General features: G+C 53.2%; 18 protein-coding genes and 1 tRNA gene. 8 read left to right on the top strand and 11 right to left on the bottom strand.

From position 1 onward, the window contains the following. The first annotated feature begins 539 nt into the window (after positions 1 to 539). Positions 540 to 2,894: a clamp-binding protein CrfC gene (crfC, locus tag KXR87_RS10085; protein ID WP_437432128.1), complete on the top strand. Its 2,355-nt coding sequence runs from the start codon at positions 540 to 542 to the stop codon at positions 2,892 to 2,894. After that, positions 2,891 to 3,769, top strand: a complete 879-nt coding sequence (locus tag KXR87_RS10080; protein ID WP_437432127.1) for a diguanylate cyclase regulator RdcB family protein — start codon at positions 2,891 to 2,893, stop codon at positions 3,767 to 3,769. Before crfC ends, KXR87_RS10080 begins: the two co-directional genes overlap by 4 nt. A gap of 178 nt (positions 3,770 to 3,947) precedes the next feature. Here the strand turns inward: KXR87_RS10080 and kdgT are convergent, their stop codons facing one another. Further along, a complete protein-coding gene (kdgT, locus tag KXR87_RS10075) occupies positions 3,948 to 4,946 on the bottom strand; it encodes a 2-keto-3-deoxygluconate transporter (RefSeq protein ID WP_437432126.1) in 999 nt (332 codons plus the stop codon). A 703-nt stretch (positions 4,947 to 5,649) separates the two neighbouring features. Between kdgT and proP the strand changes: the two genes are divergently transcribed. Then, entirely contained in the window at positions 5,650 to 7,152 is a 1,503-nt protein-coding gene (gene proP / locus KXR87_RS10070; protein ID WP_437432125.1) for a glycine betaine/L-proline transporter ProP, read from the top strand. Positions 7,153 to 7,192: 40 nt separating this feature from the next. On the opposite strand, the gene KXR87_RS10065 is transcribed toward proP, so the two are convergent. Further along, positions 7,193 to 8,155 (bottom strand): nickel/cobalt transporter, encoded by a 963-nt coding sequence (locus KXR87_RS10065; RefSeq protein WP_437432124.1) that lies wholly within the window; start codon positions 8,153 to 8,155, stop codon positions 7,193 to 7,195. A 129-nt stretch (positions 8,156 to 8,284) separates the two neighbouring features. Next, a complete protein-coding gene (locus KXR87_RS10060; protein ID WP_437432123.1) occupies positions 8,285 to 11,209 on the bottom strand; it encodes an autotransporter domain-containing protein in 2,925 nt (974 codons plus the stop codon). 199 nt (positions 11,210 to 11,408) lie between these two features. Between KXR87_RS10060 and KXR87_RS10055 the strand changes: the two genes are divergently transcribed. Continuing rightward, a complete protein-coding gene (locus tag KXR87_RS10055; protein ID WP_437432122.1) occupies positions 11,409 to 12,248 on the top strand; it encodes an alpha/beta hydrolase in 840 nt (279 codons plus the stop codon). Here KXR87_RS10055 and KXR87_RS10050 read toward each other — a convergent pair whose 3' ends face one another. Then, positions 12,249 to 12,614 carry a 5-carboxymethyl-2-hydroxymuconate Delta-isomerase gene (locus tag KXR87_RS10050; protein WP_437432121.1) on the bottom strand — a complete coding sequence of 122 codons (366 nt, stop codon included), beginning with the start codon at positions 12,612 to 12,614 and terminating at the stop codon, positions 12,249 to 12,251. 452 nt (positions 12,615 to 13,066) lie between these two features. Beyond that, positions 13,067 to 13,142, bottom strand: a tRNA-Phe gene (locus tag KXR87_RS10045). A 182-nt stretch (positions 13,143 to 13,324) separates the two neighbouring features. On the opposite strand from KXR87_RS10045, the gene KXR87_RS10040 reads away from it, so the two are divergent. Together KXR87_RS10040 and KXR87_RS10035 are read left to right on the top strand one after the other, a co-directional pair. Continuing rightward, on the top strand, positions 13,325 to 14,170 hold the full coding sequence (locus KXR87_RS10040; RefSeq protein WP_437432120.1) for an AraC family ligand binding domain-containing protein: 846 nt from the start codon (positions 13,325 to 13,327) through the stop codon (positions 14,168 to 14,170). Positions 14,171 to 14,238: 68 nt separating this feature from the next. Further along, the gene (locus tag KXR87_RS10035; RefSeq protein ID WP_437432176.1) at positions 14,239 to 14,811 is read left to right on the top strand and encodes a LysE family translocator; all 573 of its coding nucleotides are present in this window, start codon (positions 14,239 to 14,241) and stop codon (positions 14,809 to 14,811) included. On the opposite strand, the gene KXR87_RS10030 is transcribed toward KXR87_RS10035, so the two are convergent. The 5 genes from KXR87_RS10030 to aspA form a co-directional block, all read right to left on the bottom strand. Next, positions 14,812 to 15,387: a transcriptional regulator gene (locus tag KXR87_RS10030; RefSeq protein WP_437432119.1), complete on the bottom strand. Its 576-nt coding sequence runs from the start codon at positions 15,385 to 15,387 to the stop codon at positions 14,812 to 14,814. Between the two features lie 48 nt (positions 15,388 to 15,435). Then, positions 15,436 to 17,190, bottom strand: coding sequence for a protein-disulfide reductase DsbD (locus tag KXR87_RS10025; RefSeq protein WP_437432118.1), 1,755 nt, complete (start codon positions 17,188 to 17,190; stop codon positions 15,436 to 15,438). After that, positions 17,166 to 17,489: a divalent cation tolerance protein CutA gene (cutA, locus tag KXR87_RS10020; protein WP_437432117.1), complete on the bottom strand. Its 324-nt coding sequence runs from the start codon at positions 17,487 to 17,489 to the stop codon at positions 17,166 to 17,168. The genes KXR87_RS10025 and cutA overlap by 25 nt, the downstream gene beginning before the upstream one ends. 81 nt (positions 17,490 to 17,570) lie before the next feature. Further along, positions 17,571 to 18,872 carry an anaerobic C4-dicarboxylate transporter gene (locus KXR87_RS10015; RefSeq protein WP_437432116.1) on the bottom strand — a complete coding sequence of 434 codons (1,302 nt, stop codon included), beginning with the start codon at positions 18,870 to 18,872 and terminating at the stop codon, positions 17,571 to 17,573. Positions 18,873 to 18,972: 100 nt separating this feature from the next. Then, complete coding sequence (gene aspA / locus KXR87_RS10010) at positions 18,973 to 20,409, bottom strand: aspartate ammonia-lyase (RefSeq protein WP_437432115.1); 1,437 nt, start codon at positions 20,407 to 20,409, stop codon at positions 18,973 to 18,975. 337 nt (positions 20,410 to 20,746) lie between these two features. Between aspA and KXR87_RS10005 the strand changes: the two genes are divergently transcribed. After that, positions 20,747 to 21,217 carry an FxsA family protein gene (locus tag KXR87_RS10005; RefSeq protein ID WP_437432114.1) on the top strand — a complete coding sequence of 157 codons (471 nt, stop codon included), beginning with the start codon at positions 20,747 to 20,749 and terminating at the stop codon, positions 21,215 to 21,217. A gap of 38 nt (positions 21,218 to 21,255) precedes the next feature. Here the strand turns inward: KXR87_RS10005 and yjeH are convergent, their stop codons facing one another. Then, entirely contained in the window at positions 21,256 to 22,497 is a 1,242-nt protein-coding gene (gene yjeH, locus KXR87_RS10000) for an L-methionine/branched-chain amino acid transporter (protein ID WP_437432113.1), read from the bottom strand. 266 nt (positions 22,498 to 22,763) lie between these two features. On the opposite strand from yjeH, the gene KXR87_RS09995 reads away from it, so the two are divergent. Then, the gene (locus tag KXR87_RS09995) at positions 22,764 to 23,057 is read left to right on the top strand and encodes a co-chaperone GroES (RefSeq protein WP_013367964.1); all 294 of its coding nucleotides are present in this window, start codon (positions 22,764 to 22,766) and stop codon (positions 23,055 to 23,057) included. Position 23,058 lies beyond the last annotated feature (1 nt).

Raw genomic sequence — 23,058 nt, 5'->3', positions numbered from 1 at the left:
AAGGGGAGGGATTATACAACAAGTCCGCACTTTTGCTGGTGCTATTCTTTTTTTCAGAAAAAGATAAAAAAGTGATTACGGTGACATAACCTGTCATCACGTTGAGCGATGCTGAATGCGTCCGATACTGTGGAATCGCTTATGAATACTATTTAGAATATTTTCGCCATGAAATTGCCACTTTTTACCAATTCAGATAAGGTGGGATGAAGCATTCGGTGTTAATAATGACATGCCGTCATCCTTGCTAAGCTTTCAGTCGAAGGCAGTTAATTACCTCGCAAATTGGGGGGGTAAATAAATGACGATATATTCTGGCAGCTCCTGAAAATGGGCTACCCTCTGTATCTCCCCGGCCTTAATTGGCGTGGAGGGTGTACTGTGTCAGTCTCTCTAGAGAAATATAATTTCCTGATAATCTTCAGGCGCTTATCTTTTATAAGATATTTTCCACACGTAATTATAAAAGCCGAAACTTCACAAATAAAACATTGCGGCTTAATAAAAGTAAGAAATTTGCGTTAAGGAAAGACTTTTATATGCACACACAAACGATTTTCGAATTAAGCCAGGAAGCAGAGAGGCTTTTGCAGCTCTCATTGCATAACCTGCAGGCCCTGAAGACGTTGCCATTAGCCACGCTTGATGATGTAGCTCCTGGTAAAAAAGCAGAAAACACCAATGTATTACCCTTACATTTCAGTACGCGTGGAATCGAAACGCAGCAAGCCACCCTGCACAATGAATTGCGTAAAATTACCCGTCTGGAGATGGTATTAGCCATTGTCGGCACCATGAAGGCCGGGAAGTCGACCACCATTAATGCCATTGTCGGGACGGAAGTGCTGCCGAACCGCAACCGTCCTATGACTGCATTACCTACATTGATTCGTCATACGCCGGGGCAGAAAGAACCCGTGTTACATTTTGCCCATGTCGGCCCTATCGATGCCCTGACACAACAATTACAAACCCGACTGTTTAATTTCGATCGTGAAAAATTGGCGCAAAGACTGGAAGTTGACAAGGACATGAGTGCGCTGCTCGACCGTATTACGCAGGGCGATGCATTTGATAAACATTATTTGGGTGCACAGCCCATTTTCCACTGTTTAAAAAGTCTTAATGATCTGGTGCGGTTATCGAAGGCACTCGACGTCGATTTTCCTTTTTCTGCTTACGCGTCCGTAGAAAATATCCCTGTTATTGAGGTGGAGTTTGTCCATCTGGCTGGTCTGGAAAATGCCGTCGGTCAACTGACGTTACTGGATACACCGGGGCCGAACGAAGCGGGGCAACCACACCTGCAAAAAATGCTCAGTGAACAGCTGGCGCGAGCGTCAGCGGTGCTGGCGGTGATGGATTATACCCAGCTTAAATCAGTCTCTGACGAAGAAGTCCGTCATGCTGTTTCTGCCGTCGGTCGGTCAGTGCCACTTTATGCGCTGGTTAACAAATTTGATCAGAAAGATCGTAATAGCGACGATGAGGATCAGGTTCGCGCGCTGATTTCCGGGACGTTAATGAAGGGGCATATTAACCCTTCGCAGATTTTCCCGGTCTCGTCTATGTGGGGCTACCTGGCAAACCGCGCCCGCCATGAGATCAAGCATCGCGGTAAATTGCCCGATCCGGACGATCAGCCCTGGGTACAGGATTTTGCCGAAGCCGCACTGGGCAGACGCTGGCGCACCGCAGACCTGGATGATGTAGACCATATTCACCATGCCGCTGAGCTGTTATGGAAAGACTCACTCTTTGAGCAGCCTATCCGCAAACTCCTTCATGCAGCGCATGCGAATGCCTCGTTGTTTGCCCTGCGTTCGGCGTCACACAAACTCCTCAATTACGCCCAGAGTGCGCGTGAATATCTCGATTTTCGCTATCAGGGTCTGACCGTGGCCTTTGAGAATCTGGAGCATAATATTGCCCGTCTGGAAGAAGATATGGCCCTTCTCCAGAGCTGCCAGGTAAGCGTCAGTGATGAAATCGATCATGAGGTTGATGAGGCGCTGGTGGCTGCTAACCAGTTCATTTACGACCAGCAGATTGAGATTATCGCGGCTATTGATGCCTGGTTCCGTGATGGCGAACTGATGCATATGGTGAAGGAAAACCGGGTGAATTTGCGTCTTGACGCAGAGTTCTCCGCAGGGCAACTGGTGCTGGAAGATGAAGGGCAGGCGCAGAACGTACTCAGTAAAATGCGCTCATCCTGTGAATCTATCTTACTGGCGGCGCAAGAGAAAATCAGCCGTGAGCTGGCGCTGCGTTTTGACCAGCTGGAAAACACCCTCACTCGTTCCCTGAACGATGCCATGCGCCCTATTGAGATGCGTATCAAAGAAGAGTTGAGCCACGCGGGATTCCGTGCGCGCATTAGTTTTCCGGCGTTTCAGCCCAGTGCGCTTAACTTTAATACCCGCCAGCTTTTCAATAATGCGATTGCGTCAGAAGATACGCCGGCGGGGCAGCTTCCCCGTGCAGGGAGCGTGCGTGAGACGGTGTCGCGCTGGTTGAACAATCCGGGCTGGGGCTGGGATGATTATGTGGTAACCCGCACCCGTTACGTCATTGATGTGGCCTCCTTACAGCAGAAGCTCACTCAGCATGTCGCTCATTTTTGTGAACAAATTCGTAAAGCTTTAGCCGCGCAGGTCGATGTTTCTGTTACGGCCGGAATGGCAACGTTCTTTGCCGAATTCTCGTTGAGTCTCGAGGGACTACAAGAAAGTTTGCGTGACAGTCTGGCGATACGTCAACAAAACGAATCTTCAGTGCAGGCCTTGCGACAGCATCTACAACAATGCATCAAGACTGCCCACTGGATTCAGGAAGATGCACGCCTGTTACGCGATGATATTCAAACTCTATTCGCGGCAGAACAACCATGAAAAATCGACTACTGGAAGGGCCCGGGCGGACACTGGAGTGTATTCATCCCAAGTTCATCGTCGATCTGGTGCAGGGCGTTGATGCGCCCCGGCAGAGCCAGATTGTGCCCCAACAGCAGTTGTTTCGTGAGCGGTTGACGCAGGAAGTCATGGCGCAAACGCAATTACGCCCGTGGGCGATGTCCGGGGTGCTGAATGAAAATGATACCCTTCGACTGGGTCTGGCGGAAAAACTGGCCAGTATGCTCGACCCCGGCCATCTTGCGCTGACGCGTATTACCCAGCGTTTAATCGCCTTACAGCAGACAGAGCGACGGCCGGTTAACGGCACGGGCAGTGGTCTGCCACAATATGATGAGATGATTGAGCATTTCAGTCAGCGAGCTGGCTGGAAAGAGAAAGCCCTGACCCAGCGCGGCCTGACGGTGCAGGCCGGTCATCACAGCGAACAGATTTTTACCCGCTGGCGCGCCGGTAATTATAACGGCTGGTCAATGGCCGGGCGTTGCTATGTGGCGCTGGAGGAGCTGCGTTGGGGAGCATTTGGTGATGCCTGCCGCCTGGCAAGCAGTGAAGTTGCTTCAATGCTGAAAGATAACCTGCGCGCAATGGCAGCGGATTTTCTGGCACAAGGTATTAACGCCTCCCCCTCCACGCGGCACTTTTATCACCAGTGGCTGACCACCCCTGCCACACCGGGAATAATGGATTACAAGGATTTGCTGGGCTGGTTAGGCGACTGGAGTGATGCGGAGCGTCATCCCATTTGCTGGTCGGTGACCCAAAGCTGGCAGACCGTGGCGCTGGGTATGCCAAGACTCTGCTCAGCCACCCGCCTGGCGGGGGCAATGGTGGATGAGATATTTGGCGAGTAAAAAGATGTGCCCTGCAATTAACCAACCTTGATGGTTAATTGCAGGATGCAGCTGCCTGACAGGAAGTAAAAGAAGCGTTCCCCCATCATGCCTCCCTGACAGCAAAAAGAACCTTTCCACCGGGTGAAAAGGTCCTCTTTTGCGTAAATCAACTACCTGACACTAGCGGCGAGCGAGATCAGTGCCCCGCAGATTCGACGGGCTTTTCTGCCGCTTTATCGGCAACCGGAACGTTGCCGAAGCGTCTTGCATAAAGTGCGGTAATAATCGGCACCAGAATCGCGGTCACAATCACACTGGCGGCCACCAGTGCAGTGGCGGAAGCGGCGACCGGCTCAAACGCCGGGTTAATCTGGGCGATGATAACCGGGTTTGCAACCGCGGCCCCTGCGGCAGATGAGGCTGCTATACCCGCTGTGCCGTTACCGCCGCCGATGACTTTGTCAGCAATGATCAACGGGATGCCGGTGATGATGATGACCGCAACACCCAGGAAGATACCGAGTAAACCTGTATCGAGAATGACGCTCAGGTTAATGGTATTACCCAGTGCAAAGCCAAAGAATGGAATCAGAACCGGTGTGGCTTTGCTAAAGAAGGCGCGAAGATCGTGGTCCAGGTTACCCAGTGCAAAGCCGATGAGGAACGGCAGCACCGCGCCGATAAAATGGTGAGGTTCAAAAGAGGCCAGCCCTGCGGAGCCCAGAATCACCATTGTCATCAACGGGCCGGACTCCAGCGACATCAGGACGAAGGCGCCCGATTCTTCTTTCGTACCGTACTGGTTCATCAGGCTGGCATAGAGGCCACCATTTGTCATGTCCATAGCGGAGACGATAGCCAGAACGGAGATGCCTGCAAAGAAGCCGGTCTGAATTCCACCTTCAGGAATAAAGGAGGCGGCAATCATAGCCACAAGCCAGGCGACGGCGATTTTTGTCACCACCAGCGTGCCGGATTTACGCAAAACCGTACCGGTTGCGCGCAGGTCAATGGATGCGCCAATACAGAAGAACCAGACAGCCAGAATTGGAACCGTACCGCTAATCATCCCTTTGGTGAAGGAGCCAAAATAAGCGCCTGTATTCGGGGCAAGGGTATTTAAGATTGCCCCAAGGAGCAGAGGTATCAACATCATCCCGCCAGGGATTCGTTCAATGGTGGCTTTGATCTTCATAATAAATCCTCACTTCTCATCATATGGAATGACCGAGAAAAACCAGAAGTTAACTTTCATAAATTCAAAGGGTTAAGCCCGCAGAGTTTTATCGCCCCTGGCACATTTCCGCCGATGCGGCTGATGAGAGGAGCAGGCTATAAATCTGTTTATCTCTGGTGGCAACATATCTGGGCGTATGATGCGATCAATGGAATATTGATTCAATGAAAATAAAACAATGTTTTAGTTATCTTCATCACATATTCCGTGTAAAGATTTCTAAAGGCTCCAATAATTAGATTGGCTGTAAATGGCTTGTAAAGAATCAGAGGGTAAATACTGCTAGCAAAGTAATAATCACCACAGTTATTTGGTTTCATGTTTTGCTATGCGTCAGGAACATCTTATTTTTATTGAACGTAATTTCCCGTTAAGTAAAACGTAGTTTCGATAAAAAAAGGTTCAGATTGCTGGAATTGTGCCGTGCTTCACACGGCAACTTTATGTGAAGTTGATCACGTTTTTAAATCCTGTTAGGGTAAAAATAAATCGTTAACTGCCCCAGCAGGCGTCAACAGGTTCGGTTGTACAGGCTGTGACCAGCCCGTGTAAGTAAACCTGCTACGCTTGAATAAGGACGCTGCAAGATGCGGCGTAATACGCCTGGCGTTAATGTGGAATAAAGCCGGGCGGTAATGGGCGAAAGTCAAAAGAGGAAACTATGTTAAAAAGGAAAAAAGTTAAACCCATCACTTTGCGCGATGTAACCATTATAGATGATGGGAAATTACGCAAGGCTATTACCGCTGCATCGCTGGGTAATGCGATGGAGTGGTTTGACTTCGGGGTATATGGTTTTGTGGCTTACGCCCTCGGCAAAGTGTTTTTCCCTGATGCCGATCCCAGCGTACAGATGATTGCAGCGTTAGGTACCTTCTCTGTACCGTTCCTTATTCGTCCGCTCGGCGGGTTATTCTTCGGGATGCTCGGTGACAAATACGGGCGTCAGAAAATTCTCGCTATCACCATTGTTATTATGTCCGTCAGTACATTCTGTATTGGCCTGATTCCCTCGTATGAATCCATCGGCATATGGGCACCCATCCTGCTGCTGCTTTGTAAGATGGCGCAGGGCTTTTCGGTGGGCGGAGAATATACCGGTGCATCTATTTTTGTGGCGGAGTATTCCCCGGACAGACGTCGCGGCTTTTTAGGAAGCTGGCTGGACTTCGGTTCTATTGCGGGCTTCGTATTAGGGGCAGGTGTTGTGGTTCTGCTTTCCACGATTGTCGGCGAACAGAACTTCCTGGACTGGGGCTGGCGTATTCCATTCTTCCTGGCCTTGCCGCTCGGCATTATTGGTCTTTATCTCCGCCATGCGCTCGAAGAGACCCCGGCGTTCCAGCAGCATGTGGATAAACTGGAACAGGGCGATCGTCAGGGATTACAGGAAGGGCCGAAAGTCTCCTTTAAAGAGATTGCAACGAAACACTGGCGTAGCCTGCTGACCTGTATCGGTCTGGTGATTGCAACTAACGTCACCTACTACATGCTCCTGACCTACATGCCGAGCTATCTGTCTCATAACCTGCATTACTCTGAAGATCATGGCGTGCTGATTATCATCGCTATCATGATGGGTATGCTGTTTGTTCAGCCGATGATGGGGCTTCTGAGCGACCGCTTTGGCCGACGTCCTTTCGTCTTGTTCGGCAGCGTGGCGCTCTTTGTGCTCGCCATTCCGGCGTTCCTGTTGATTAACAGTAACGTTATCGGCCTGATTTTTGCGGGTTTGCTGATGCTGGCGGTGGTGCTCAACTGCTTCACCGGTGTCATGGCCTCTACGCTTCCGGCGATGTTCCCGACGCACCTTCGTTACAGTGCGCTGGCCAGTGCCTTTAATATCTCCATTCTGATTGCGGGTCTCACCCCAACGCTGACGGCCTGGATGGTCGAAACCACCTCCGATCTAATGATGCCAGCCTATTATCTGATGGTGGTTGCGGTAGTGGGCCTGATAACTGGTATCACGATGAAAGAGACGGCCAATAAACCGTTGAAAGGGGCAACGCCTGCGGCATCGGATATTCAGGAAGCCAGAGAGATCCTGCAAGAGCATCACGACAATATCGAACAGAAAATCGAGGATATTGATCAAGAGATCGCAGAACTGCAGAAGAAGCGCACCCGGCTTGTTCAGCAGCATCCGAAGATTGACGAGTAAGTGAATAAAGCCCGGTGAGAACCGGGCTTTTCTTTATCTATTAGCACCCGGCAGCAATGTAGTCGCCGTTGGCACTGACCGGAATCACGGTTAAGAAGAGCACCACCGCAAAAAGCAGTAATGCCACGCCACCGGCAAGACGCACTGCCGAAAGTAGCCAGGGGAATTGCCCGGACTCCCGGCTGAAGAATGTCGCGGTGCTATTACGGGCGTAACGGACGGCCAGCGACAGGCCCATAATAGACAGCGCCGTGCCGAACGACATCGTCATCACGGCCGCCATTCCCCAGCTCACGATCCCCAGCGCATTAGAGAACAACAAGATCATGATGGCCCCACTGCATGGGCGAGCACCGATGGCCAGAATCACCCCGAGACGCGTTTTCCAGTCGCCCTGCGTACTGACGCCGACACCGTGTTGCCCACAGCCGCAGTCCATGTGATGGGCATGTTCCCCGGCAAGTGGCCGTAACGCTGTGATTTGCCGTTTTTTCGGTTTTAAACGCCTCGCCGCCTGCCAGATAAGCCAGCAGCCGAAGCCGCCAATCATCACGGCACTGATTTTCTCCACATACCAGCGGCTTTGACTGAGATCGCCAGAGGCAAGGTTGAACCCTACCGCCAGAATGAAGACAAACAGAATCGCGCTGACGCCCTGCATCAGGCTGCCCAGAAAGGGAATCACGCGAGCGGCAGTCTGACTCTCTTGATTGGTCGTCATCCAGGTCGTCACAATGAATTTGCCGTGCCCCGGCCCAATGGCATGGAGTACGCCATAAAAGAAGGCGCCTGACAGGAGCCAGATTCCTCCGGTGTACTGATGATTATTAAGCTGGAGCAAATACATCACCAGGTAACGATGCAGCGTGATTTGCGCGTTCAGACACCACTGCAAAAACTCGGCCCAATGGGTATGCAAGGCCACGGCGGCGAAGATAACAAGCATTACCAGCGCGATGGCGCCCGGTACGCGCCAGGGGCGGGTCAGGGTTTGCGTCGTCATAGTGTCAGGCGGGATGGGGAGACCATAAGGGCAGTATAGGTGCTGCTTTGGGTTCGCTCCAGAGAACCGGCGATGGCGAACAGGCGTGAGCAATAAAAACGGGAGCCAAATGGCTCCCGCATGAGGGGATCAGAAGGTTTTGCGCAGACGTAAACTAAAGGTATGCGCCTGGTAACGCTCGCCTGCCTGCAGATCGTAACGCGCATCAAGGGTAAGGTCCTTCGCGTTATACAAGGTGCTGCCGATAGCGATCCCGGCCATGTCTTTCACCGGCGCGGCACCTTTGGTCGTAAACTGCGTTTCGCCAAGGGTATCGGCACCAAAGGTCGCCGTGCTGCTCATCTGACGATCGTCATACTGATGAATCCAGGACGCTTGCACGAACGGGGTCAGTTTGCCGAGACGCGTATCAAAAGTCTTCTCTACGCGGGCACCGATATCGCTGGTTACCGACTGATTGTGGCTGCTGCCGACATTCAGTGCCATACCATTACCGCCGCTCTCTTTGTAGCCATCAATATGCTGATAACCATAAGTGAGCGTCGCCATCGGCGTCAGTACGACGTCGGCAGGAAGCTGTAGTGGGTAGCCCAGCTCAGTTTGCAGCGTCACGGACTGACCATTGAACTTGCCATTTGCACGACCAGAGAAGCCAGTAAAGTCGGCATTACGCGTCGACGCGTAGTTTTGACGGTTCACACCGGCAGAGAGGTTCAGGTACCACGGGTTGCCCGTGTAACCGGCATAACCAATCACACCGTAGTTATCGGCAGTCGAGCGATCATTGTTCAGGTTGCCGGTACCGTGAACGGAGGTGTTGCTATAGTTCACGGCCGCACCGGCACGCCAGTTGTCACCCAGGGCACGATCGGCACCCAGCAGCAGACCGCCGAACTTCGCTTTATAACCGCTGACTTCACGAGAGCTGTCCTGACGGGCAAAGCCACCAAACGGTTGACCCCAGAAGGCCCACTCATCCCAGGCATCACCGGTAGAGATGCCGCTCATGCCCGCGGTTTGCGGATTACGCGCCGTGTTCATGTGGTTACCGACAATACTCATCGCTTTGGTGACTGCGGTGCCGGTGGCAGTACTGGCATTGATGTTCTGGCTGGAGGAGAGTTGCTCACCAACACGGTTTGCCTCAGAGGTACCGTTGATGGCCAGTGAGGCGTTATACAGCTCCAACAGTTGCGGAGAAATACCGGAATACTGCGTCAGGCCGGTCAATGTTGACGTCGCACCCTCCGTGGTAGCCCAATTTTTCAGGCCTGGTTTTACCGGCTCCGCTTGCGGCTGTGCTGGCGTTGCGGCAATCGGTGTCACAACAGCAGGGGGCGCAACCACTGGCGTCGCATCGACGGGCGTGACAACAACCGGCGTCACCACGGCAGGTGTTTTTGGTACAGTCGTGGTCGGTGCCGTCGTTACCGGGGTGACAACCACCGGTGATGTCGGGGTGGTGACAACCACCGGTGATGTCGGGGTGGTGACAACCACCGGTGATGTCGGGGTGGTGGTAACAGGAGGAACCGTAACAGGTTCTGGGGTCACCGGTGTTGGCTGAGATGTCTGCGGAGGCGTAACGATAACCGGTGCCTCTTCCAGACTCAGCACTAACGCACTGCGCGTGCCGTCGTTAACTTCCGTTCCTTTCACGGCACCGTTGTAACCCACGGCTTTATAATTCAGGCTGCTGGCGTTGTACTGGGTATCGGCACTGTTTGCGCTGATAACCACATAGCGCTGACCGGTGGCAAACGAGTAAGTATTGCCTGTACGTGCCAGCGAGATGTGGGAACCCTGGTCGATGGTTGCAGCACCGTTCACCGTAAGACGACCGTAGCCAGAGGCCGTCGTTGTATCTTCCGAGGCATTAGCACCGTCACTGACGCCCAGAATCAGGGAGCCGGTGGCATTCTGGTGATAATTGCCATAAATGATAAGCGGCGCATTCACCTGGAGACGTGCCGCGTCGTTAAGGACCGTGCCACCCGAGGCATAAACATGGTTGTTCAACAGTAACGAACCTGAACTGAAGGTCACGTTCCCGCCATTGGTAAAGATATACCCGGTTGCGCCTGGATTATAACCTGTCAGTAGACCTTGCCCGTCACTGCTGCCAGCGATAACGATCGGCGTTGCACCATAATTATAAATATTACCGGCGATGGTTCCGCTGTTGGTAATCTTTATAGCGTCACTAAAGCTATTGTTATTATAGGTATATATGGCCTGCGGCGCTTTAATTAGCCCGCTATTAATGATCTCGCCAATGGCATTATATTGCGTGCTGTCGCTTAAAATGCCGAAATAATTGCTGCTGATGGTTCCGCTGTTGATCAGTGTGCCAATGTTGCCATAGTTTCGAATGGCGACGCTGCCGCCGACCAGGCCATTACTGTAATTGGAAGAGATAGTTCCGGTGTTAACAATGGTATCAATGCTGCCTTCGTTAAAAATAGCACTGTCACCTGAGTGACCATTATTATTATTGGAAATGGTACCGGCGTTTTCGACCTGGTAGATATATCCGTTGTTATACAAACCCATAGCACCAATAATAGTGCCATCGGCTTTGTTATTCAGCGTGTTGATATAGCCATAGTTATGAATGGCGTATCCATAGTTGCTGCTGCTGGCGTCGCCAATCAGTCCGCTGTTGCTGATGAGGTCAGTCTGACTGCCGTTTTCCAGGTAGACAGCCCCATAGGTGCTGGCGTTCGCAATCGTGCCGCTGTTCGCAATCGTGCCGATAGTGCCAGCGTTATAGACCGAATATCCACTGGTGCCGGAAATCGTGCCCGCATTATTTAAATAATTGAGGTTACCATCGTAAGTTACCTGGATTGCAGAAAATCCAGAAGCAATCAATGAACCCTGGTTGGTAATATCTAAATTATCGAAAGTAAATGAAATTTCACGACTTGTACTAACTGCTGTGCTAATAGTTTCATTCGTTGTAATGGCGTGAGCATAAGTCGCCAGCAATCCTTGCGCAGAGGTGAGTGCCACCAGCAATGAACCATGCTGGCCGATTCTTAATTTCTTCATGATGTACCGTTGCGTTATATTTTTAAAAGATTCCTGGTGTTGGTGAAATTGGATCTCAGATTCGTCTGATATTTATCCAAGTGCAGAATATACATTTGGTTGCAAAAAACACAATCCGTGCTAAATGATGTTTAAGCATCACTATACGCTTTATAAATGCCGTTTTATGCACGATAAAACCCTGCAAAGAGAAGGCTTAATGCGTAATAAATGTGGAGAGAAAGTAAGTCATTTGTTGATTGCTATGGTTTTTTTATTAAGCGGATGTGGTACTACCACTCGTCAGGATAATCTTGGTGCGCTCACAAAAACTACTGGTCTAACCAGTGAAAATTTACAAACTAAGACATTTGTGCTACGCGCCTTAAGTAAAACTTTAGCCCCTGTTAACATTTTGCGGGTTTATATTGAAGGTGATGGTTTCGCCTGGGTTAATCGCTCAACCCCTTCAGATGACCCGACACCGCGTAACCCGGTAGGATTAAAACTCGCAGCAGCGGATCCGTCGCCCAATGTCCTTTATCTGGCCCGCCCTTGCCAGTTCACTGATCTTCCTATGGCTGCCGTTTGTACCACAACGTGGTGGACGGACAAACGCTTTGCGCCTGAAGTGGTCAGCGCGATGAATGAAGCGCTCACAATATTTGCTAATCGTTATCCGGGGGTGCAATTAGAGCTGGTGGGGTATTCAGGCGGGGCAACCCTCGCTGCGTTGCTTGCAGCACGTCGCCATGATGTCCGTTCATTGCGCACGGTTGCCGGAAATCTGGATGTTGCTTACGTCAATGCGTTACATCATGTCACGCCAATGCCTGAGTCGCGCAGCGCAATAGACGTCGCCGCACAACTTTCAACCCTGCCGCAGGTACATTTCAGTGGCACCGACGACACCACGGTCCCAACGTTAGTGGCAAGACGATTTCAGCAGGTGGCCGGTAAGCGATGTGTTCAGATCGTGGAGGTTACGGGCATGGAGCATGGTTCAGACTGGGCAGCGCGCTGGCCGGTATTGCTGGCGACGCTGCCGAAGTGTCAGTGATTACGGGTTAACGATCACTTTGTGGTAGTTCTCTTTATCGATCTCGCCAATCTCAATGGTGATGCTGGTCTCTACGCCATCCTCGACGGAGAAGTGTTCAGCCGCCAGCGCCAGCACGATATCCGCAGCGGCTTTTTTCACCTCCGCGCTACGCCCCGGCAGCATGCGAAAATCAATTTGCAGGAAGGCTTTGTGTGCAATGCCTGCACCTGAGACGTAACGGGATACGGGAATAAAGAAAGTTTTGAAATTGCCGACGTCGGTGACCACAACGGGTGCGAGCAGAGTGTGTATCTTTTGCGCAAAGGTTTCGAGTTTATCCTGTGCAGGCAGATTGGCGGTGTAGTGCATGAGAATATTAGGCATGAGATTTCCCTGTAAGAAACAGGCCTTTATGTATACGTCAGGTGGTGGCGTGAAAGCAAGCGAGGGTAGGGGAATGGATAATCGGGTAGCAGGAATGAGATGTGGGCAAATGCCGAAGGGGCGCAATCGGGAGATAAGCTGTCGCATTTTCCCCCTCACCCTAACCCTCTCCCTCAAGGGAGAGGGGACCGATCGTGCTCGCATTTTTTTGTGGGGATCCCTCAGCCCTCAGGGAGAGGGAGAAAACCAAAAGCAAAAACCCAGCCATAGGCTGGGTTCTCTGAATAAGTGGTGCCCGGACTCGGACTAACGCCGGAGGCGTTGAACAGCGCGTGTGTCGCGCTGGCCCCGAAGGGGTGAGTCGCTTGCGGCGAATAATCGAACGGAGTTCGATGGAGAGTCCGCATCTCTAAAAGCAAAAACCCAGCCATAGGCTGGGTTCTCTGAATAAGTGGTGCCCGGACTCGGAATCGAACCAAGGACACGGGGATTTTCAATCCCCTGCTCTACCGACTGAGCTATCCGGGCAACGGGGCGCATTAAACCTTAATCGCTGTAAGGCGTCAACTCTATTTCAAAAAATGCTGTTCAGTTGCTCAACTTTACGGCAGTCTGAGCGATTCTGCGCCAAATAGCGGCGTGCTGCACAAATCTTCCAGATTTTTTCTGCGCGGGCAGGCCATGCTGTTCACGAGGATAGCGGAGGCAATATGGCAAATGACTGGCTGGAGCTACGGCAACATGCTGATACCGGTATTGAAACCATTCGTGCGCACTTTGAGGGGCACGCGTACGATCCGCACTGGCACGATAGCTATCTTGTCGGTATTACCCTGAGCGGCACGCAGGAGTTTCATTGCCGCCGTGAACGCCATCGCAGCGTGCCGGGTGACGCATTCTTGCTGGAACCTGGCGAGATTCATGATGGCGACGCGCCGGTGGAAGGGGGCTTTACCTACCTGACGTTCTACCTTGATGAAGGGTGGTTGAACTCAACATTGCGTGGATTATACGACTCGGTGCCTTCCAGCTACTCGCTCCATTTTTCTCGCACGATGGCGCGCGAGCCGCTGCTCGCCAGGGCTATTTCGCAAACGTTTTATTCTCTGCATAGCGAAGAGATGCGGATCGTGCAGCAAAGTGCGATGGACAATCTGCTTGGCCAGCTTACCCGGCATACCCAATGGCGAAAGCGCCTGCCGTCGCAGTTGCAAAGCGCCGCAGTGGCGCATCGTGCACGTGATTATTTGCACGCGCATATAGGGGAAAATATCGGCCTGTCGGATCTGGCGCGGGAGACGGGTACCGATCGCTTCACCCTGACGCGTTGCTTTAAACGTGAGTTCCACCTTTCGCCCCATGCCTGGCTTATTCAACTGCGGCTGGCCAATGCCCGCAGCAGGCTGGCACGGGGAGAGCAGCCCGCGAGCGTGGCGGCCGCGCTGGGGTTTGCCGATCAAAGCCACCTCGGGCGCTGGTTCCAGCGTGCTTATCGCCTCTCCCCCGCCCATTACCGAAAACTCTGCACAAATCTTCCAGACGGTGTCAGTAAATAGCGCGACAGTCACAGTACGGAGAATAAGGAGTCCCGACTGTGCATACTTTCTACACTTACCTGCCGTTTATGCTTTTTGCCTTTGTGGCGTCGATAACCCCCGGCCCAACTAACATTTTGATTCTCACCAGCAGCCAGCGCTATGGCGTTAAGGCGACCCTGCCTGCGGTGATGGGGGCCTGCGTGGCGGCGAGCCTGATTGTGTTTATTTCCGGCGCGGGGGCAGGGGAAATACTGCGTGACCACCCGCTGATACGCGAGGCCATGAGCTGGGCGGGCGCCCTCTGGCTAAGCTGGATGAGCTGGCAGTTGTTTACCGCGCCGCCGGCCAGTTTGCACGGCAATGCCGGGGCGCCGTTTAGCGGGCGATCTGCGGCCATGTTGCAGCTCATTAATCCGAAAACCTGGATGATGGCGCTGGCGATCGTAAGCCTGTTCGCGCCAGCGGGCGCACACCCACTGCGGGATGTGTCGCTGCTGTCGCTGAGCTTTCTGGTCATTTCCCTGCTTTGTCTGTGCGCCTGGACGCTGCTTGGCAAAGCGGTTAACCGACTGTTTCGTACGGCGACATCACTGATTATTTTTCAGCGGGTAATGGCGCTGTGTCTGTTGCTATCGGCCTGGATGGGGTTTGTCGGCTGATCAGGTCAAGGCACCGCCTGCCCGGCAGCAGGCAAAGCGCAGAATATCTTCCGCCAGCCGATGTGCCGTATCCACATCCGCCTGGCTGCGATTAACCAACATCCGGCTCAGGCAGCCTTCCAGCACCAGCTCCATCTGTTTGGCAACCATCGTCGGGTCGTCCACATCCAGTTGCCTTAGCAGGTCATGCGTGAAGGCGAAGGCTGCTTGCTTTTGCTGCTCAGCCAGCTGGTGGACAGGATGATCGCGGTCCGGATAAAACGTGCACGCGGCAATGAACAAACAGCCCGGATAGCGGTTGTTGCTCACACACTCGGTTAACGCACCGTAGCGGGCCAGTAGCTTTTGCTCCGTCGTCAGCGCTTCGTTGAGCAGAAGCTGCCTGCGCCAGGCGTCCACCTGCTGGCTGAGATGGCGCAATGCATCATAAAACAGGGCCTCTTTATCCGGCCAGAACCGCTGAAACGTCTCCAGAGGATAATCAACGCGCTCGGCCACCATCTCGGGCTTTGTATCAGCAATTCCTTTCAATTCAAAAAGTTGAAGCGTTTCATTTAAAACATCTTCACGTTGCACGGTGAACTCCTCCGTCTTCATAAGCCAGCTTCCCCCCCCAAGTGTTGTTTATGGGGCCAGATTGCGCAAATGCGCGGCGAAGGCGCTGGCATCCATAAATCCTGTCACGCGCTGCGCCGGATGCTCCTTGCCCTCTGCATCGAAAAATACAATGGTGGGCAAACCCAGCACCTGTAAATGTTGCAGCAGGGCTTTATCCTGCGCGGTATTGCGTGTCACATCGGCTTGCAGAAGCAGCGTGTTCTGCAAGGCTGTTTGTACCTGTTTATCGCTAAAGGTGTACTTCTCGAACTCTTTACAGGCCACGCACCAGTCAGCATAAAGATCCAGCATGACCGGGCGGCCGTTCGCCTGCGCCAGCGCCTGATTGAGGTCGTCGACGGTTTTGATAGTGGTAAAGGGCAGATGCGCCTGACTTTCAGTAACGGGTTGCCCAAATGCCCAGTCCTGTAACGGACGCGCGCTGACCAGGGCGGCGCCGAGCAGGAGAATCTGGAAGATACGCATTACCGGGCGGGTGGCCCCGAGGCTTGAAATAAACGCCCAGGCGAAGAAAGCGACGCCGAGCAGCGACCAGAGACGCAGCCCCCAGTCGTCACCCAGCACACGCTCCAGCAGGAACACCGGCAAGGCAAGGATCACAAAGCCAAAGGCGATTTTGACCTGCGCCATCCACGGCCCGCTTTTGGGCAGCAGCCGGTTGCCAAACACCGTCACCAGAATCAGTGGCAACCCCATGCCCAGCGCATAGAGGTAGAGCGTGCCGCCACCGAGCCACAGATTACCGCTCTGGGCAATATAGAGCAGGATGGCACTCAGTGGCGCGGTGGTACAGGGGGAGCAGATAAGCCCGGCAATGGCACCCATGGCGAAAACACCGCCCGGCGAGCCGCCCTGCTGGCGATTGCTCAAGAGTGTCAGGCGTGTTTGCAGGGACGAGGGCAATTGCAGGGAGAACAGGCCAAACATCGACAGCGCCAGCAGAATAAAGACCACGGACAGGCCAATCAGCACGTAAGGATGTTGAAGTGCAGCCTGGAACTGAAGCCCGGCGGCGGCGACCACCAGACCGAGCGCGGTGTAAGTCAGCGCCATCCCCTGAACGTAGATGAATGCCAGCATGAGGGCTCGCGCCGTGGAGAGACGCTGTTTACCGCCAAGCACGATGCCGGAAATCAGCGGGTACATCGGCAGCACGCACGGCGTAAAGGCGACACCGATGCCGATAAGCAGTGCCCAGAGCGCAGAGAAGGGCAGTGCGTCTGAGTTTTGGGTGTCATCGCCCCTCACCCCGGCCCTCTCGCCCGAGGGGAGAGGGGGAATGTCAGCTTCAGCGCGTGTTTGTTCCCTCTCCTGGGGGAGAGGGTCAGGGTGAGGGCGAACCTCACTTAGCGGAATCACTTTGGTTTCCGGTGGGTAGCAGAACCCGGCGTCGGCACAGCCCTGGTAAGTAACCGTCAGCGTCGCGCCCTCTGCCGCCTGGTTAATCGTGACCGGCAGGTTTAACCGCTGGCGGTAAATCTCACTCTTACCGAAAAACTCATCCTCATGGGACTCGCCGGCGGGCAGCGAGAGCGGGCCAACGTCCGCCTGCGCAGGCGTGACTTTTATCTGCTGGCGATAGAGGTAGTAGCCCTCTTTGATCTGCCAGTTCAGCGAGAGATCCTGCGCCTGCTGTTGGAAATCGAATACAAATGCCCGATCCGCAGGCACAAAATTCGACCCTCCGGGCGCGTCAAACAGCCCGGCGAGGGCAGGGGTACTGCATAGCAGCAGAATCAGCGTAAAGATGCGTTGAGCCATGAGAGGTAGTCAAAGTCTCCGTGAGTAACCGGTATAGCGAGCAATTCTGGGGTCTGGTAAGGATGATGCGCTTTAATGCAGGCGAAGAGGCCTTCGAGATGAGCAGCGTCGCTTTTCAGCAGCAGCTGGACTTCGTACTCCTGTTCGAGCTTTCCCTCCCAGTAATAGAGGGAGGTCGCACCGGGGAGGATCGTCACGCAGGCGGCGTGTTTATCGGCCAGAACTTTTGCCGCCAGCTCCTGGGCGGTGGCCTCATCCGGAGCAGTGCAGAGTACAACAACAGCGTCGGGCGTGTTCATCGTTAACCTCTTCTTCGCGAAAAGAGGACTATACCACGCGTAAAAAAATCGGGCCGCAGCACGGCCCGGTTTTAATAAGATTTACATCAGGATGCCGCCAATCACAAAGCCGAGCAGCACGCAGAGCGAAATGGCGATGACCCCCGGGATAAGAAAAGCATGGTTAAACACATACTTGCCAATGCGGGTTGAACCGGTGTCGTCCATCTCGACGGCAGCCAGTAACGTCGGGTAAGTCGGCAGGACAAAAAGCGCTGACACCGCCGCAAAAGAGGCCACCGCCGTCAACGGGCTTACCCCCAGCAACAGCGCCGCAGGCATAAGCGCCTTGGTGGTAGCGGCCTGAGAATAGAGCAGCGTTGAAGCAAAGAAGAGTACAACGGCCAGTAGCCACGGGTAATTATGCAGCAGATCGCCTGCTACTGTCTGAATGTCGGTAATGTGCGCTTTCACGAAGGTATCACCCAGCCAGGCGACACCCAGAACGCAGACGCAGGCGCTCATGCCGGATTTAAAGGTACTGGCGTTGAGAATGTCGCCGGTATCGATTTTACAGGTCATGCTAATCAACGTCGCGATGGTCAGCATAAAGACCACGATCGCTTCGTTACGCGGCAGTACCGGGTTCTTAATCAGACCCACGGTGTCACTGATGGCAGTGGCATAAAACATCACTGCCACAATACCGATCAGGAAGAGCAGCACGGAACGTTTGGCGTGTGGCTTAAGCTCGAATGCCTGACTGCCACGCAGTTTGACTTCGCCCTTCGCCAGACGCTCCTGGTAAACCGGATCATCCTTAAGCTCCGTACCGAGAAAGTTACACACGACAGCCGTCAGCATCACGGCGATCAGCGTCACCGGGATACAGATAGCCAGCAGCGTCAGGTAGCTCACCCCCAGCGGCTCCAGGATCCCGGCAAAGAAGACCACGGCGGCGGAGATAGGTGAGGCGGTGATCGCAATTTGCGAGGCCACCACGGCAATGGAAAGCGGGCGTGACGGGCGAATGCCCTGCTCTTTTGCCACTTCCGTAATCACCGGCAGCGTGGAGAACGCTGTATGCCCGGTGCCCGCCAGAATCGTCATAAACCAGGTAACCAGCGGGGCGAGAAAGGTGATGTATTTCGGGTGCCGCCTTAGCATACGTTCCGCCAGGCTTACGAGGTAGTCCATCCCCCCTGCCACCTGCATGGCGGCGATGGAGGCGATAACGGCCATGATGATTTCAATGACGTCAAAGGGTATTGCGCCAGGTTTGATTTGAAAGAAGAGGGTGAGTATAAGCACGCCGAAGCCACCGGCAAAACCAATGCCGATGCCGCCGAGTCTGGCCCCCAGGTAAATGGCAAGCAGGACGAGTACAAGTTCTGCAGCAAACATAAATGCCTTCCTTGTTGATGAAGTGAGATTGAATTTTTTCTACTGAAGGCCAAAAAAAAGGCACGTCTGCTGACGTGCCTTCAGGCTTTAGCCGCCAGTGTTACTGTTCGCTTTCATCGGTATAACGCTTGGCTTTATAGGCCGGATGCATCAGGTTCTGGGCGGAGAAAATATCATCCAGTTCCGCTTCGGTAAGCAGACCACGCTCCAGAACGACTTCACGTACGCTCTTGCCCGTTTCGGCGCAAATTTTGCCGACGATGTCACCATTGTGGTGACCAATGAACGGGTTAAGGTAGGTGACGATGCCGATGGAATTATAAACATAGCCCTCACAGACGGATTTATTAGCGGTAATACCGTTAACGCATTTTTCCAGCAGGTTGTAGCAGGCATTCGTCAGAATATGGATGGACTCAAACATCGCCTGGCCAATCACGGGTTCCATCACGTTCAGCTGCAGCTGGCCCGCTTCAGACGCCATCGTCACGGTGGTGTCGTTACCAATTACCTTAAAGCAGACCTGATTCACCACCTCTGGCACCACCGGGTTCACTTTGGCCGGCATGATGGACGAGCCCGCCTGCAGCTCAGGCAGGTTGATTTCGTTCAGGCCGGCGCGTGGGCCGGAGGAGAGCAGGCGCAGGTCATTACAGATTTTGGACATCTTCACGGCAAGGCGTTTGAGCGCACTGTGTACCATGACGTACGCGCCGCAGTCAGAGGTCGCTTCAATCAGATCTTCTGCCGGAACCACGGGTAAGTTTGACACTTCTGCCAGCTTCTGCACCGCCAGCTGCTGGTAGCCGTCTGGCGTATTCAGCCGTGTGCCGATGGCAGTTGCGCCGAGGTTCACTTCCAGCAAGAGTTCTGACGTGCGCAGCAGATTTTTGGTCTCTTCTTTTAGCAAGACGTTAAAGGCATGGAACTCCTGACCGAGGGTCATGGGCACCGCGTCCTGCAACTGGGTACGGCCCATTTTCAGAACATCGCGGAACTCATCCGCCTTATGTTCAAAACCATCGCCCAACTGGCTAATGGCGTCGATCAATTTAAGCACCGAGGTATACACCGCAATACGAAAACCGGTTGGATAGGCGTCGTTAGTGGACTGGCATTTATTCACGTGATCGTTCGGGTTGAGGTACTGGTACTCACCCTTCTGGTGTCCCATCAGCTCAAGGCCAATATTTGCCAGCACTTCGTTGGTGTTCATATTCACCGAGGTTCCTGCGCCGCCCTGGTAGACGTCGACCGGGAACTGGTCCATACATTTGCCGTTATTAAGGACTTCATCACATGCTGCCACGATGGTATTCGCAATGCTCTTCGGGATGGTTTGCAGCTCTTTGTTTGCCAGAGCCGCCGCTTTTTTTACCATCACCATGCCGCGGACAAATTCCGGGATGTCGCTGATTTTGCTATTACTAATGTAGAAGTTTTCAATCGCTCTAAGAGTATGTACACCATAATAGGCATCCGCTGGAACTTCCCTTGTACCCAACAAATCTTCTTCGATACGAATGTTGTTTAACATGTGAACCTTCTTTTTCAAGCTACGAATGAATGCACCAAACACACAGTAGATATGTGGTTATGTGTGATTTCTGACCGACGATTATCTCCTTTATCGGCCAGATATTCGCGATCATATTCTGATTACGCTGAAATGCCGTAATCTGGATCACTTATTATCTTAGCTGTTTTAGCAGAATCATTAATCTGTGAAATGAATCACCGCTTGCGGAGCGCCTGAAAAATACTTTGGTGAAAAAATTGAATTTTGGCCTAATCATCACCATCTCACCTTAATGCGACTCGCAAACCCTTTTCGACGGGGGCCTTAGGCGTCCGTCCCCTGACAGGAGAAACCAGTGCGCTGGATACCGTTACTCGCTATTTTTTTATACGTTTACATTGAGATTTCAATTTTCATTCAGGTCGCCCATGTGTTTGGCGTTCTGATGACCCTGCTGCTGGTTATTTTCACTTCCGTGATTGGTATGTCGCTGGTGCGTAACCAGGGCTTTAAAAATTTCCTGCTGATGCAGCAGAAGATGGCGGCAGGCGAAAGCCCGGCGGCAGAGATGATCAAAAGCGTGTCCTTGATCATCGCCGGTTTACTACTGCTGTTGCCAGGATTTTTCACCGATTTGCTGGGGCTGTTACTTCTGCTTCCGCCGTTGCAGAAGCTGCTGACGCTTAAGCTGATGCCGCATTTGCGTTTTGCACGCATGCCGGGCGGTGGGTTTAGCGCGGGGCCGGGTGCGGGTAATACTTTTGAAGGTGAATATCAGCGCAAAGACGAGCAGCGCGACCGTCTGGACAATAAAGACGATCGCTAACCGTTTTAGCGTGTAAAAAGCCCGGGTGCCGGGCTTTTTTACTGCATGACCAGGGTGCGTTTAGGCAACAGCACCCACAGCCCCGCCAGCATGACAATCGCGTACAAGCTTTTCCAGCCGGGAATCGCCAGCAGTAACAGGCAGAGCAGGCTACCCACCCACGCCAGCACCTTGTATTTGCCTTTCAGCAAGCGGCATCCTGCCATCATGCATAGCAGATAGATAAGAATGAAAATACCGTTGGCGTAGATTATCAAGGTATCGAGATCGACCGAGAACGCGTAGATGCCGATCGTGCAGATAACGCAACAGGCCAGCACCGCATTCAGAGCATTAAGCGGGATGTGTCTCGCAGAGAGGCGGGCAAGCGGGCTTTGCGGCTTATATTGTGCCTGCGACCAGACCAGGCGGGCAAAGCTCTGGATATAGATATTAAGACTGGCGAAGCAGGCGAGGTAGCCAATGATACAGGCAATCCATAGCGTCTCTTTGCCAAAGAGATTGACGACAATAACCGGCAACGAAGCCGCTGCGCCCAGGTCGCGCCAGAGATCAAAATGCAGCACCACCACGGTACAGGCCCAGTAGACGGAGCCGGCCAGTATCAGGCCAATCATCAGCGCCCGCGGGAAGTCGCGCTCCGGGTGTTTAAATTCCGATGCCAGATGAGCAAAGGCTTCAAGCCCGACGAAACACCAGAACATGACCGCCAGCGCGCCGGTCATGCCCGAAAGTGACACCTCTGCAGGCGCAGGGAAAGGGATTGTGGAGAGCGATAATTCTCCTTTCCACCAGATAGCGGCGATCAGCGCCACAATCAGCCCGGCAATCAGCATCTGCAAATTGGCGCTTGAACCGGCACCACGCGTGCCCATAAGCCAGATCAATCCCAGCGTCGCCAGTTCAGCCATCAATACCTGCCAGCCCTGCCAGCCAAACATCCCTTGCCAGAAGCCTGCTGCTATGTGCAGCGCAGCGGGAAGGCCCACCGGAATGACCGATAAGAACAACCAGCCGGTTACGCGTTCCAGGCGCGGGCCAAAGGCCATGCCAACAAAATGGGCAACGCCGCCCGCGCTGGGAAAGTGACGCCCCAGTACCGCAAAAACGATGGCAACCGGGAACACAAGAGCAATCAAAACCGGCCAGGCCCACAGGCTGTCATTGCCTGCCGCCAGCGCCGCCAGCGCCGGAACGGCAAATACCCCCGTGCCCAGCAAAGAGGTGGAGAGTAGTCCAATCCCTTGTGCTAACCCCAGCTCCTGTTTTAATCCGCTCATGCTGCTTATTCCTGTCGTCGTCATCGTATTGTCGTTGAAGTCATGCTAACACAATAGATTTTACTTATGGTCGCCGGGTAGCCTGCCGGAAACAGCAGCTTGTCTTCGGGTTTTTTTACCGCAGAGCGCATTTATGCGAATTTTTTTTGAGCCCCCCCCTTGAAGGGAAAAAACATGGCCCCATCTCTCAGGTCACCAGCCGGAGAAGCCAGTGCGGACCGGCGCCATCCATAACTGATAAAGACTTTCTCAAAGGAGAGCTATCAATGAGTATTCGTCCGTTACATGATCGTGTGATCGTCAAACGTAAAGAAGTTGAATCCAAATCCGCTGGCGGCATCGTTCTGACCGGTTCAGCAGCAGGCAAATCAACTCGTGGCGAAATCATCGCTGTCGGTAAGGGCCGCATTCTGGAAAACGGTACTGTTCAACCGCTGGACGTTAAAGTGGGTGACATCGTGATTTTTAACGACGGTTACGGCGTGAAATCTGAGAAGATCGACAATGAAGAAGTGTTGATCATGTCCGAAAGCGACATCCTGGCAATTGTTGAAGCGTAAT

This window comes from Yokenella regensburgei (assembly GCF_051486985.1).
GTDB lineage: Bacteria > Pseudomonadota > Gammaproteobacteria > Enterobacterales > Enterobacteriaceae > CBFFRJ01.
Note: the sequence above shows the minus strand (reverse complement) of the source record. Positions and strands in the feature narration are given on the sequence as shown.

Excerpts from the sequence above, each read along its gene's own strand:
- crfC (WP_437432128.1), top strand. The coding sequence starts at position 540 with ATGCACACACAAACGATTTTCGAATTAAGCCAGGAAGCAGAGAGGCTT.
- KXR87_RS10080 (WP_437432127.1), top strand. The coding sequence starts at position 2,891 with ATGAAAAATCGACTACTGGAAGGGCCCGGGCGGACACTGGAGTGTATT.
- kdgT (WP_437432126.1), bottom strand. The coding sequence starts at position 4,946 with ATGAAGATCAAAGCCACCATTGAACGAATCCCTGGCGGGATGATGTTG.
- proP (WP_437432125.1), top strand. The coding sequence starts at position 5,650 with ATGTTAAAAAGGAAAAAAGTTAAACCCATCACTTTGCGCGATGTAACC.
- KXR87_RS10065 (WP_437432124.1), bottom strand. The coding sequence starts at position 8,155 with ATGACGACGCAAACCCTGACCCGCCCCTGGCGCGTACCGGGCGCCATC.
- KXR87_RS10060 (WP_437432123.1), bottom strand. The coding sequence starts at position 11,209 with ATGAAGAAATTAAGAATCGGCCAGCATGGTTCATTGCTGGTGGCACTC.
- KXR87_RS10055 (WP_437432122.1), top strand. The coding sequence starts at position 11,409 with ATGCGTAATAAATGTGGAGAGAAAGTAAGTCATTTGTTGATTGCTATG.
- KXR87_RS10050 (WP_437432121.1), bottom strand. The coding sequence starts at position 12,614 with ATGCCTAATATTCTCATGCACTACACCGCCAATCTGCCTGCACAGGAT.
- KXR87_RS10040 (WP_437432120.1), top strand. The coding sequence starts at position 13,325 with ATGGCAAATGACTGGCTGGAGCTACGGCAACATGCTGATACCGGTATT.
- KXR87_RS10035 (WP_437432176.1), top strand. The coding sequence starts at position 14,239 with ATGCTTTTTGCCTTTGTGGCGTCGATAACCCCCGGCCCAACTAACATT.
- KXR87_RS10025 (WP_437432118.1), bottom strand. The coding sequence starts at position 17,190 with ATGGCTCAACGCATCTTTACGCTGATTCTGCTGCTATGCAGTACCCCT.
- cutA (WP_437432117.1), bottom strand. The coding sequence starts at position 17,489 with ATGAACACGCCCGACGCTGTTGTTGTACTCTGCACTGCTCCGGATGAG.
- KXR87_RS10015 (WP_437432116.1), bottom strand. The coding sequence starts at position 18,872 with ATGTTTGCTGCAGAACTTGTACTCGTCCTGCTTGCCATTTACCTGGGG.
- aspA (WP_437432115.1), bottom strand. The coding sequence starts at position 20,409 with ATGTTAAACAACATTCGTATCGAAGAAGATTTGTTGGGTACAAGGGAA.
- yjeH (WP_437432113.1), bottom strand. The coding sequence starts at position 22,497 with ATGAGCGGATTAAAACAGGAGCTGGGGTTAGCACAAGGGATTGGACTA.
- KXR87_RS09995 (WP_013367964.1), top strand. The coding sequence starts at position 22,764 with ATGAGTATTCGTCCGTTACATGATCGTGTGATCGTCAAACGTAAAGAA.